General features: G+C 29.1%; 12 protein-coding genes and 1 riboswitch. Of the genes, 3 read left to right on the top strand and 9 right to left on the bottom strand.

Going from position 1 to position 12973, the window contains the following annotated elements; genetic code table 11:
• Positions 1 to 6 precede the first annotated feature (6 nt).
• Both B5D41_RS06415 and B5D41_RS06410 read left to right on the top strand, forming a co-directional pair.
• Entirely contained in the window at positions 7 to 1050 is a 1044-nt protein-coding gene (locus tag B5D41_RS06415) for a DNA polymerase IV (RefSeq protein ID WP_078809799.1), read from the top strand.
• A 127-nt stretch (positions 1051 to 1177) separates the two neighbouring features.
• Positions 1178 to 2596 carry an FMN-binding glutamate synthase family protein gene (locus B5D41_RS06410; protein WP_078809798.1) on the top strand — a complete coding sequence of 473 codons (1419 nt, stop codon included), beginning with the start codon at positions 1178 to 1180 and terminating at the stop codon, positions 2594 to 2596.
• Positions 2597 to 2607: 11 nt separating this feature from the next.
• Here B5D41_RS06410 and spoVB read toward each other — a convergent pair whose 3' ends face one another.
• The 4 genes from spoVB to B5D41_RS06395 form a co-directional block, all read right to left on the bottom strand.
• A complete protein-coding gene (spoVB, locus tag B5D41_RS06405) occupies positions 2608 to 4203 on the bottom strand; it encodes a stage V sporulation protein B (RefSeq protein ID WP_268794138.1) in 1596 nt (531 codons plus the stop codon).
• A 65-nt stretch (positions 4204 to 4268) separates the two neighbouring features.
• Positions 4269 to 5201 carry a tyrosine recombinase XerC gene (locus B5D41_RS06400; RefSeq protein WP_078809796.1) on the bottom strand — a complete coding sequence of 311 codons (933 nt, stop codon included), beginning with the start codon at positions 5199 to 5201 and terminating at the stop codon, positions 4269 to 4271.
• Between the two features lie 669 nt (positions 5202 to 5870).
• The gene (locus tag B5D41_RS14225; RefSeq protein WP_200806427.1) at positions 5871 to 6047 is read right to left on the bottom strand and encodes a hypothetical protein; all 177 of its coding nucleotides are present in this window, start codon (positions 6045 to 6047) and stop codon (positions 5871 to 5873) included.
• Between the two features lie 225 nt (positions 6048 to 6272).
• A complete protein-coding gene (locus B5D41_RS06395; protein ID WP_159442910.1) occupies positions 6273 to 6593 on the bottom strand; it encodes a LysM peptidoglycan-binding domain-containing protein in 321 nt (106 codons plus the stop codon).
• Positions 6594 to 6778: 185 nt separating this feature from the next.
• Between B5D41_RS06395 and lexA the strand changes: the two genes are divergently transcribed.
• Complete coding sequence (gene lexA / locus B5D41_RS06390; RefSeq protein WP_078809794.1) at positions 6779 to 7399, top strand: transcriptional repressor LexA; 621 nt, start codon at positions 6779 to 6781, stop codon at positions 7397 to 7399.
• A gap of 45 nt (positions 7400 to 7444) precedes the next feature.
• Here lexA and B5D41_RS06385 read toward each other — a convergent pair whose 3' ends face one another.
• The 5 genes from B5D41_RS06385 to B5D41_RS06365 all read right to left on the bottom strand — a co-directional run bounded on the left by B5D41_RS06385 (position 7445) and on the right by B5D41_RS06365 (position 12891).
• On the bottom strand, positions 7445 to 7720 hold the full coding sequence (locus B5D41_RS06385; protein WP_159442909.1) for a 4Fe-4S dicluster domain-containing protein: 276 nt from the start codon (positions 7718 to 7720) through the stop codon (positions 7445 to 7447).
• 26 nt (positions 7721 to 7746) lie between these two features.
• Positions 7747 to 9255, bottom strand: a complete 1509-nt coding sequence (gene lnt, locus B5D41_RS06380; RefSeq protein WP_078809792.1) for an apolipoprotein N-acyltransferase — start codon at positions 9253 to 9255, stop codon at positions 7747 to 7749.
• Positions 9256 to 9481: 226 nt separating this feature from the next.
• Positions 9482 to 11062, bottom strand: coding sequence for a Na+/H+ antiporter NhaC family protein (locus B5D41_RS06375; protein WP_078809791.1), 1581 nt, complete (start codon positions 11060 to 11062; stop codon positions 9482 to 9484).
• Positions 11063 to 11118: 56 nt separating this feature from the next.
• Positions 11119 to 11305, bottom strand: a riboswitch (Lysine riboswitch).
• 107 nt (positions 11306 to 11412) lie between these two features.
• On the bottom strand, positions 11413 to 12099 hold the full coding sequence (locus B5D41_RS06370; protein WP_078809790.1) for a vitamin B12 dependent-methionine synthase activation domain-containing protein: 687 nt from the start codon (positions 12097 to 12099) through the stop codon (positions 11413 to 11415).
• 24 nt (positions 12100 to 12123) lie between these two features.
• Positions 12124 to 12891, bottom strand: a complete 768-nt coding sequence (locus B5D41_RS06365; RefSeq protein ID WP_078809789.1) for a hypothetical protein — start codon at positions 12889 to 12891, stop codon at positions 12124 to 12126.
• Between the last annotated feature and the right edge of the window lie 82 nt (positions 12892 to 12973).

Here is a 12973-nt window from a genome sequence, read left to right as displayed (position 1 = left end):
TTTAATATGGAATTAAATATTATTCATGTTGATATGGATGCTTTTTATGCTGCTATTGAAATAAGAGATAATCCTCAATTAAAAGGTAAACCAGTTATCATTGGAGGAACAAGTAAACGTGGAGTAGTTAGTACTGCTTCTTATGTAGCTAGAGAATATGGTGTCCATTCAGCTATGCCTATGGTTAAAGCCAAAAAACTATGTCCTAAAGGGGTTTGTTTACAACCTAATCATCAAAATTATAAAAAAGTCTCTTCTCAATTACATGATATCTTTATTAAGCATACTGATTTAATAGAGCCTTTAGCTTTAGATGAAGCTTTTTTAGATGTAAGTGATAATTTTCAAAATAGTGTTCAAATCGGAAGAAAAATAAAACGACAAATACAGAGCAAGTTAGAGTTAACAGCTTCAATTGGAATCAGTTATAATAAATTTTTAGCAAAATTTGCTTCAGATTTCAATAAACCTGATGGGTTTAAGATTATCTCTCCTCAAAATGCTAAAAGAATATTAGCAACGCTAGATGTTAATCAGTTGTGGGGAGTAGGACCTAAGACTGCTGCTAAACTAAAAAAATATAATTTTCATAAAGTTAGTGATATTATTACGGCTAACCCCAGATTTCTTATTGATCAATTTGGCAAACAAGGTTATCGAATCTATCAATTAGCCCAAGGAAAAGATAATAGAAAAGTTACTCCACCAGGGACTCCTAAGTCTATTGGAAAAGAAACTACTTTTTCTAAAGACATATCTAATAATGAAGTTTTAATAGATTATCTGAAAAAATTAAGTAAAAAAGTAGTTAATAGAGTTAAAAAGAAAGAAGTTTATGGTAGAACTGTAGTCTTAAAAATTAAATATGAGGATTTTGAAGTTATATCAAGAAGCAAAACAATTAATAGTTATACTGATTCTTATTATGATATATATCAAATTGCTAATGGTCTATTACAAAATGAGAAATTAGAAAAAAAGGTTAGGTTAATCGGGGTTACTTTAACTAATTTAAAGAATAATTTTTACCAACAATTAAGCTTATTTTAAATACTAGCACTTAGGGAGAAACCTTAAGTGCTTTTTGATTTTCAAATTAATATATGAATGAATAATTTTTAATAATTAAAAAAGACTAATATTACTAACAGAATTATTTATAATAGGAGATGAGAAAATGATAAGCTATTTCATGAGAAAAATTTCGGATTCAATGATGGATAGTTTTATGGAAAGATTGATGAAAGATAAGTATACTGATAATTTATATGAAATGGTAACTGTGACTCAAAAAGTTAAGCCTAAAAATTTAATTGAAACTACTATTAGAGCTGAAACAGGCAAACCATTATCAAGACCGTTAGGAAGCCCTAATGTTTTATCAAGATGGGGGAAGATCTTATTTAATCCAGTGCATTTAGTAAAGTTTCCTATTGACGGGAAAACCAAAATAGATACTAATGTCACTATTGGCCCTAAGGCTAAAAAACCTCTTAAAATAAAAAATCCTATTATGATTGCTGGTATGTCTTATGGAGGTGCTTTAAGTAAGAAAATGAAGACTGCTTTAGCTAAAGCTGCTTCTGAAATCGAGACAGCTACTAATTCTGGAGAAGCTCCACTCCTAGAAGAGGAGTGGGAAAATGCTAAATACTTTATAGGTCAGTATAATCGAGGCGGTTGGATGAATGAACATGAGGCATTAAAAAAATTAAATGCTATAGAAATACAGTTAGGACAAGGGGCTCAGGCATCTGCTTCAATGAAGACACCTGCTAGATTAATTGGTAAAGAATATAGAAATAAATTTAGATTAGCAGAAGGACAGCCAGCAGTAATTCATTCTAATTTACCTGGTGTAAAGAATAAAGAAGATTTTATTAATTTAGTAGAAGAATTAAGAAGTGAATATGGAGTTCCAGTAGGCATTAAAATAGCTGCTACCCACTATTTAGAAAAAGAATTAGATATAATGTTACAAGCAGATGTTGACTTCATTACTATTGATGGTTCTGAAGGTGGAACCCATGGTGGGCCTACTACTTTACAGGATGATGTAGGCTTGCCCACTTTACATGCATTAAATCGAGCAACAAATTATTTAGAAAAAAATAATGTTAAAGATGAAGTTACATTAATTATTACTGGAGGACTAACAACTCCTGGACATTACTTAAAAGCTTTAGCCCTAGGAGCAGATGCAGTCTATATTGGAACTATGGCGGTAATAGCTATGGTTCAAACTCAAATGACTAAGGCTACTCTTTGGGAACCACCTGTTGATATGATGCTTTATACTGGTGAGCATAAAGAAGATTTTGATATTGAAGAAGGAGTTGAAAAGTTAGTAAATTATCTTAAATCTTGTACTACAGAAATGAAACAAGTCGTACGTACATTAGGAAAAACAAAATTATCAGAATTAAACCGTAATGATCTCTGCACAGTTGACAAAGATATTGCTCAAATGTCTAGAATAGACTATGCAGGTTTTTCAATAAATAGAGAATATGATAATAAAGAGTTTGAAGAAAGAATAGAACCATTTACGCTAAAAGATGAAGTAGAAGAAACAGATGAACAAAGACTACATTAACTTTAGTTATTTTAATTGAAAATTCTATTTAAATCTTTAGTAGTAATTCCTCCGATTACAATTAAAATTAATAAATAACCTATTAAACCAGTGGTAATAGCTAAGAATAAACTAATTAAATTATTATGCCATAGATTCCAAGAATATTGATAGGTTGCTGGAAGTACAATTAACATAAAACCTGATGCAAAAATAGGCTTTAAAAATAATTGTTTGATATCTAAACCAAAACCGATACTTTTACCAATAGCAATAAAGTTTAATATAGCTACTACTATAAATCTAGCAACAATACCTAGTACTGCACCATTTAAGCCAATATTAGGTTCCTTAACTAGGTAATAGATTAAGAATATTTCTATAATTAAGCCAATAATAGAATTAATAACTACTATATTAGGTTTTCCTAATCCTTGTAATACTCCGCTTAAAATTTGTAATAGATATAAGAAGATTACTCCTAATGAAATTAATTTTAAGATTTCTCCAGCCTGAGGATAGCCAAATAATAGATCACAGATTTTTTTAGGGAATAGATGGAAGGTAATTGCTGCTGGTAAACCAGCATAAATTGTTAATCTTAGTGCTTCTTGATAACGATTTTTAAGTTCAAAATAATTATTGATAGATAATGATTCTGAAATTGCTGGGATTAAACTAGATGTAATAGCAATAGTGATAATTGTTGGGAGATAAACTATCTGTTGTACCATCCCAGATAGCTGGCCATAAAGCTCAGTTGCTTTTGAAATTGAATGTCCTGCCGCTTGCAATCTAGCAGGGATTAAGATTGCTTCCATACTATACATTAAAGAAGCAACTATTTTACCAACAGTAATCGGAAAACCAAATTTAATTAAATTTTTAAAGAGAGTTTTATTGCTTTTTTCACTTTCTGATTCTGTTTCAGATGTAATATTTTGATGCATATCAAGACGTACTTTAAGAAAAATTAGGATCAAACATAATAATCCTAAAGCTTCACCAGCACTAATTCCTAAAGCAACACCTGTTGCTTGATAGTGCAAACTATAATCTAGTAAACTTTTAACAATAACTAAAGTAACTATAATTCGTGTGACCTGTTCTACAATTTGAGAAATTGCTGTTGGAGTCATCATACGTAATCCTTGAAAAAAACCACGAAATATTGAAGAGACCGTTATAAAGAAGAGAGCAGGGGCAATACCCTTTAAAATCAACTCAGTCTGTGGATTGTTCAATAGTCTTGTAGCAATAAAATGAGCATTTAGATAAAATATAAATGAGAAGATGCTACCAGTTAATAAAGCAAAAACTAATGATATTTTTAATAATCTTAAACTTTCGCGAAAACTTTTTTTGGTTATTCGCTCAGAAACAAATTTAGAAATTGCTATTGGTAAGCCAAAAGTAGCAATGATAGCAAAAGTGATGAAAATAGGAAAGACCATCTGAAATAATCCTATACCTTCCGCTCCAATAATCGGTACTAGAATCATTCTTAAACCAAATCCTAAAATACGATTAATTAGGCCTGCAATCATTAAAATAAAAGTACCTTGGAGTAATGTCTGTTTTTTGAAATTAATTGTAATTGCCTCCTTTATATAATTATATATATTCAATATTTAATTATATTCATTTAAAGGTGGCTCATTACAAATTTCCAAAAATAAAAATGCCAGATTTATTATAAATCCGGCATTTGGTTTACAGCTTGTTTTCTTTGTTCCTTATCAGTATGAGTATAAATTTGAGTAGTAGATATATCACTATGTCCTAATAATTCCTGTAATACTCTTAAATCTTTAGTTTGTTTATAAAGCATTGAAGCAAAGGTATGACGTAATTTATGTGGAGTAATCTTACTAGCATTGCGAACTCCGGCCTTTTTTGCATACTTTTTTACCATAATCTGAACTGTTCTTACATTAATACGATTACCTCGATTAGATAAGAAAAGGGCTTTACGAGCATCTTTGTTATTAGGTTGAATGGTATCACGATAAATTAAGTGTTCTTGAATTGACTGAATTACATCAGTATGCACAGGAACATAACGTTCTTTACTTCCTTTACCATAAAATTTAATTGATTTATCTTGAAAGTCAATATTTTCTAAATTTAAATTTGTTAATTCAGAAACTCGCAAACCACAATAAATAAAGACTTTCACAATCGCTAAATCTCTAATAGAAGTAGAAGAATTAGAATTGCGAATAGCTTCCATATATTGTTTTGCATCATCCAATTGAAGATAAATAGGTTCCGCTCGTAAATTTGATTTTGTAGCTTCAATAGAATGGGCTGGATTTTTTTCTAATATATTCTGTTTAACTAAATAATTAAAGAAAGAACGAATACTATATAACTTTCGATTTCTAGTAGCTGGAGAATTATCTTTAATCAAAATAATATCACCTAGAAATTCCGTTAGTTCATATCTAGAAATTGTATCAATATAAATCTTATCAGGATCATAATTAAATTCATTTTGAAGATAACGAAAAAATAAATCCAGGTCACGTTCATATTCTTTAATGGTTAATTCCGAAAAACCTCGTTCAGCAACTAGATACTTTAAAAAACTATTAACAGCTTTTGTATAATGAAGTTTTTTCATATGTAAGACCTCCTAAAACAACAATGTATATATTTATTTCTTTAAATAATTCATTTTCTCCTGCTTTTTTATATTATTTCGTAAAAGATGAATTTTGCGAAATAATATTCGAGCTAAGTTCTCATTAAAGCAATAATATAGTTATTAAATAGTAAGGCGTTTCAATAAAATCTTTGAACAAAACTATTATTAATCTTATTTATGGTTTCAATAATTAATTCTAGTTTTTTTATTAATAATCTTATTATCTAACAACTATCTATTAACTCTTTGTAGAAAGTTTTAATAGATAGTTTCAAAAAATGCTTTCGTATTTTGTTCCAATGATGTTTACAAATAAAAACGTTTTTATTCTCTTAAAATACTAATTTGATTTTTTCTAATTCATTTTAAGTTACTTGCCATATCCCTAGAGTTTATAAACTCTAGGGATTAAAAAATTATATTTTTTATTTCAAATTATATTTTTTATTTCAAATTATATTTTTTTAGTTTTAAATGTAATTTTTAAATTTCGATTTCTTTTAGTTGTTTTTTTAATTATTCCTTAATTTAATTACAGTCAATCCATATAAATTATTTAATTGATATTTTAGTAAGTTATTTTTTTGTGTAACAAATTAAAAAAAGCAACCGCGCTAAACGGTTACTTTTTTTAATAATTAAGTATTATTCGTATTTGATGTCAGTGACTTTAATAGCTCTAAAATCGGAGTCATCACCTTCTACACATTTCATACAATTATTACATACCTTGTTTTCATTTAAATCACAATAATCACATTCTCGACATCCAGTGCATATTTTATGCTCTAGAACACATTCTGAAATTTCAGGACTATTCATGATCCAACCCACCCTTTGATTTTTTAAATATTTAATTTAATTATTATATTAGCCAATCTCCATTTGCATTTAAATAATTTATCTTAGCCAAGCAATTACTATTATATCATATACTTATTCATAATCAATATTTTTGTGATTTTTTTATAATTTATTACTTTAAAATTTGGCCCATATAATATATTCTATATTTTGAATAAAACCCCTGCATATTTGTAGATTAAATTACTTATTTTGAGGAATTTCAATTATTTGGCCGGGTTGGATATTAGCATTAGTTAAGTTATTGATTTTTTTAATTTGATAAATTTTCTTTCTAACATCTATTTTTGAAGAATAATGTGCTTTAGCTATTATCCATAGTGAATCTCCAGGTTTAACTTTTATCTTTTTCATATGTATAGTTCCAGTACTTACAACTGTATTACTTATAAGCAAAAACATAACTGTACAAATAATTAAAACTAGTCCTAAATTCAAAATTCCCCTTTTTGAATTTTTATTCTGTTTAGAACGCGGATAACAATTAACAGCATAATCCTTCATAATACATCCCCTCCTATGTAGAACGCTAGTTTCTAGAACACCTGTTCTAATTATATTATATACGAACATCTGTTCCTTGTCAAGGTAAAACGAACAAAAGTTCTAATATTAAGGGAACACGAGTTTGATTTAAGGAGTTACTTATGGTATAATATAAATAATTTGATTATAATGGAGGTGCAGCAATGGAAGAACTATCTAAGCGACAACAACAAATTTTAACTTTTATAATGAAAGAGATAAATCAGAAAGGATATCCACCGTCTGTACGTGAAATAGCTAAGGCAGTAGGATTAAGCTCTCCCTCTACTGTTCATTCCCATCTTAAAACTTTAGAAGAAAAAGAATATATTCGTAAAGACCCTACTAAACCAAGAGCAATTGAGGTTTTATATGAACCTGCAGATTTAAATAAAACCAATAAAGAGTTAGTTAATATTCCTATAGTTGGTAATGTGACTGCTGGAGAGCCTATTCTAGCTATTGAAAATATCGAAGATACATTTCCACTTCCTATTGAATATATTAGTGACACTAGTGATGAATTATTTATACTTACTGTTGAAGGTAATAGTATGATTGAAGCTGGAATCTTAGATGGAGATTATGTAATTGTTAAACAACAAAATACTGCTAAAAATAGAGATATTGTAGTAGCTTTATTAGATGAAGAAGCTACTGTAAAGAGCTTTTTCAAAGAAGACGAACATATTCGTTTGCAACCTGAGAATAAAACCATGGAGCCAATTATAGTTTCTAATGTAAAGATTTTAGGAAAAGTAATCGGAGTTTATAGAAATTTGTAAATTACATATAAAAAAGGTTCTAAGATTAAAATCTTAGAACCTTTTTTATTTAAAGTTATCATCTTCTGCGTTATTCTCTTCTGTCTTTTTGAATTTAATAGCATTTGTTGGACAAGCATTATAACAGTGAGCATCTCCTAAACATTTATTATTGTTTGGATTATCTGCTTTTTGGCCTTGAGGAGTATTTACTAGTATATATACATCTTGCCCACATATCCTAATACAATTCCCACAACCTATACATTTATTCCAATCAATCTCTTCACTATATAGTAATTCATACTCTTCACCAGCTTTATTAACCGCTTTTTTACTCATAATCATCACCTCAAAGTATTATATTATCAAAAAAGAGATTCGTTTCTTTTTAAAAGAATAAATAAAATAACCAATATTACTAAGTAAGGAAAATAATAATTATATTTATTATAAATAGTTATTTCATTATTTCTTGCTAATTTTAATTCATAAATAAGAGTGTCCGGTTGAAAAGGAGACATTTTTTTAATAACCTTCCCCTTTTTATTAATAATTCCACTAACTCCAGTATTACTTACTTTAATAACAGGTCTCCTATTTTCTACTGCTCTAAAAATGGCAGCTTGCCAAATTTGAATTGGAGCATTACTTTGATGAAACCATGCTTCATTAGAAATATTAATTAAAAACTGACTGTTAGAAGCAAGTTCGCTAACTAAAGATGCATTTAAAATTTCCGAACAGATAGGACTACTCCAAGTCACTCCTTTTAATTTGAAGTATTTTTCTTTTTCTCCTGATGTTTTATCATTGACCAGTTCACCTACAAAAGCAGGTAGTAAATTTCTAAATGGAATATATTCACCAAAAGGAACTAAACTTAATTTACTATAATTATCCGTCATCTTTATCTGTTGATTAATTAAAATAGCTTGATTATATACATTATCATTAATTTTATTTAGCGCTCCAGTAAATAATGACACATTAAACTTATTAATTCTTCTTAATAAATACTTCTGCCAATTCATATTATCCGGACTTAATACAAAAGGAATTGCAGTTTCTGGCCAAATTACTAAGTCTAAATCATTATCTTCTATTAATTGATCAGTTAATCTAACATACCAATTAATTATATTAGTCCTATGTTGGTGGTCCCATTTAATTTCTTGAGAGATATTAGGTTGCATTAAACCTAATTTTAAACTTCTTCTTGCTTCATTAGTAGGAAAATTTAAATTAATTAATCCATAGCTAAAGACAAAAATCAAAAGTAAACTAACTGTAATTACTTCTAACTTATTTAAAATTTTATTATATTTAAAGTGTAAAATTATTTTATATATTAATACATTAATTAAAATAATAAGAAAAGTTACTCCATATACTCCTGTTATATCTGCAATCTGTATTAAGATTGGAAAATATGCTTGAGTATAACCGATAATACCAAATGAAAAACTACTATCTATAGTTCTTGTTAAATATTCAATAATCATCCAAGTAGCAGGGATTAAAAATAGAATAAAATTTTGATAATGTTTTATTAAATAATTACTTATTAAAGCAAAAGTACCAATTAGAATACTTAACATAATGCTTAAAAATATAGTTACAATAACGGCAAATGTCAATGATAAATCAAAAATAAGTTGAGGGTAGACTATCCAATAAATTGCAGTTCCAAAAAAGAATATCCCACTTAACACCCCACTTCTAAATGCCATTCTTGGTGTTTGGTCTTTAATGACTAACAAAAGTGGTACTAAACTAAACCAACTTATAAAATATAAATTAGGGTATGAAAATGGTAATCCTGTTAATAAACCACTAATTATAAGTAAAATTATATTTATTAATTTATTCTTCATTATATTTTGCCACCTAACTTCTTAATATCAAAATTAGTGCTAACAATACGGCTACTGCTAATCCTAACCAGAGCATATAAAACCTCCTATAGATATAATTAATTATAAAATTATTATACCATAAAATTGCAATAAAATCCATCTTTTAAGTATATCAAAAAAATAAAGACTACTCAAGATTCTGTTTTAATCTCAAGTAGTCTTTATTCTATCTATTTTAAAAATGTTATTTTGTTTTTACTACACCTTCGTCTAGTTCAGCTATATCTTCACTTAAACTAGTAACATCTTTACCTAAGAAATTAACAGTTAAAAATAAAGCAACTAAACCTATTGGGATAGTAATCATAGCTGAAATACCCAATCCTGCTGGAATAAAGCCAACTAAAATAGCTATAAGAGCAGCAGTAACAGCATAAGGAATCTGAGTTTTAACATGATCGATATGATCTGCTGCTGATGAAGTTGAAGACATAATAGTTGTGTCTGAAATTGGTGAGCAATGATCTCCAAAAACGCATCCAGTTAATACAGCACCAATAGTTGGAGTTAATGGTGCTCCTAATTTAACAGCCATAGGAATTGCCAGTGGCATAATAATAGCATTAGCTCCCCAAGATGTTCCTGTAGCAAAAGCAACAATACAAGGTAAAACAAACATCATAGTCGGTACTAAGAAAGGTGGTAGAACTCCTTTTGTAATACTTACAATATAGTTAGCAGTTCCTAACTCTTCAATGACTCCACCTAAAGACCAAGCTAATACTAAGATAGCTGAAGCTATGGCTAAAGATTTAATTCCATTTATCCAGGCCTCCATTATCTCTTCAACAGATAAAACTCCTTTGAGTAATGAAAGCAATCCAGCGACAAATGTACCACCAAAGGATGCCCATAATAATACTACACTAGAATCAGCATCTCCAAATGCTTGTCTAATAGTTGCTCCTTCAGCTCCTCCTCCATTATACCAAAGACCAACAATAGTAATTACTATTACAGAAATTATAGGGATAAATGCATCATACCAAGTCAAGCGCTTACCTTCAGGCACCTTCATATCAGTTAACTCTTCTGAAGCCATAGGTGTAGCTCCATCTCTTAATAACTTACCTTCTGTTCTAGCACGTACTTCTGCATCATACATTGGACCATAATCTTTCCCTAAATATGCAATGAATAGTACTAAAACCAAAGCAAAGATACTATAGAATCGATAAGGGACTGTTTGTAAGAAAGTTGTATAAATATTTTGATCCATACCTAGCTTAGTAAAGGCGTCTTGAATTAACCCCATTTCATAACCAATCCAAGTTGAAATAAATGCCATACTAGTCACCGGTGCTGCCGTACAGTCTACAATATAAGCTAATTTTTCTCGAGAAACTTTAAGTTTATCAGTAATTGACCTCATAGTATTACCAACGATTAAAGTATTAGCATAATCATCAAAAAAGATTAATAATCCCATAAACCAAGTAGCAATCTGTGCTTTTCGAGCTGTTTTAGCCTTCTTAGCTAAAAAATCGGCCACCGATTGAGTAGCCCCAGATCTACTAATGATTCCTACCATACCAGCTAAAGTTAACAAGAATAAAAGTATAGCTACATTCCAAGAATCAGTTAACGAATTAACCATATAAGTATCAACTGTTCTCATAAAACCTGTTAATGGATTGAAATTTGCTAAAATAGTTGCTCCAATAAAAACCCCTGCAAATAGTGAAACTAAGACTTCTCTACTCCACCAAGCTAGAATAATTGCTAATAAAGGCGGAAGTAAAGATATCATTCCGAATTCTTCCATTAATTATTGCCTCCTCATTTATTATATATTTAAAAATAAAAAATCCTCATCCCAATTTATGAGATAGCGCACTCCCGAAGACATTTGTCTTCAAAAGCAGTCCAATACCTATTAGATATTAACCCAGTATTAGAAATTAAGATTTCTCTAATACTTCGGCAATAGTCCTTTTCATTTTAGATCATAGCTAATCTTAATAGCTCACTAAAATTACTTGTGACTCACTGCACCTCTACCTCATCATATCAGATGAGGCTTGCATTAATTATGCAATTTTCAAAAATAGTATAACATATGTCAGTTAGTTATGCAAGGATGAAAAAGAGTAAATTTAGTTATTTTTCGTGTAATTACTCTTTTTTATAACGTTCTTTGTAAAGATTTTTATTATATGCAGCTTCTCTATTAGAACAATCTTCCCTAGAACATAACTGACAGTTCTTGAAACTTGTTTCAGTTGGAAACCAAATTCCTGAAGTAGTCTTCACTGGCTGCATTAGAAAACTACTGGTAAGTTTAACCCCTATTTTCTCAGTAGGATCTTCTAAAAGTTCAAATAATTTTTCCTGTTCACTTATTGGCCATTCAGGTAAGGATCCTGGATTCATTTTTGAAATTGATCCTGGATTATTAAATTCTGAGATATGTTTTTTAAGAGCATCTCTAGCAGCATCTAATGCCATATCTTTAATTACATCTATCCAATAGCTTTCCAGCATATCATTATATTGACCTGACCATTCTTCTATTTCCTCACCACTAGTTGCAATAAATGGAAATACCCTTTGAACAGATTCAAAATTTACACTAAGAATTCTACTATTAAACTCAATCCCATCAATAATTACAGAATCTTCTTTATGTTCATTAATATAAGTAATTTTATAAAGTGCTTTTGGTTTAGCTACTTCCATAGCCTCATTAGCAAGCTCTTTAATTCTGTTGGCATTTTCACTTTGTAGTTCAGTCTTCAATTTTTTTAATAATTTTTTAAAATTAATTCTAAAATCAATATCATCTAATAATACTTCTTTCATAATAGCATCTCCTTTGTTTAAAATTTAATTTTGTTTTGGAATCTCAAAAGCACAAGGTCCAACTTGACACTTTCCACAAACATCAAAAAGACTATCTGCTTCTCCAAGTTCATTTTTAAAATTTCGATCATTCTTTAAAAGTAATGAATAACATAAGTGTCTATCTAATCCTTCTTTAGTTAACGCTCCTGTTGGACATTCTCCGATACAAACACCACAAGTACCATTCTGATAATAAAGACATGGCGTCTCTGTAAATTTATCTGAAGGACTAACGTACTTGTCTATCACAAGACTACCATATCTTCCTGCGCTACCTTGTTCAGTAATTAACATCTTATTAAGACCAAAATCTCCTAAACCACATATTTTTGCTGCACTTCTGTGGGACCATAAACTAATTAATCTTTTTTCGTCAAAATTATGAGTGGATTCTTCCCAACCAACTTTAATCTCTTCTTCACTTAATCTTTCTTGTAAAGCATTACATATCTGATTAATTAATTCATTAGTTTCTTTATATGCAATTGCCCATTCCTTTGTACATTTATTTTTGTGCTGATTGTCTTTTACTATTTTTTTAGAAAAAGGTATAAAAAAAGCAATAACACTTTTAGCATTAGAGAGTATATCTTCGGGTAATTTATATTCTGGAGCGACTATCTTTTTAAGTTTTTTAAAATCACTATCAGTAGCATCAGCATATCCCACTAATGCCTGACGATATTTAGTTTTAGTTTTGGCATTGGAGACTCTGTCTTTTATAGTATTAGTAATTATTTCCTTGATCATTTTAATTGTCCTCCTTTATAATATCTTATTTCCTAAAAAACATTGAGTTTTTATTACTTATATATGTTATTATTTTGCTTTT

The sequence above is a fragment of the Selenihalanaerobacter shriftii genome (assembly GCF_900167185.1).
Taxonomy (GTDB): Bacteria; Bacillota; Halanaerobiia; order Halobacteroidales; family Acetohalobiaceae; genus Selenihalanaerobacter; species Selenihalanaerobacter shriftii.
This window is presented reverse-complemented; position numbering and strand designations above follow the sequence as displayed.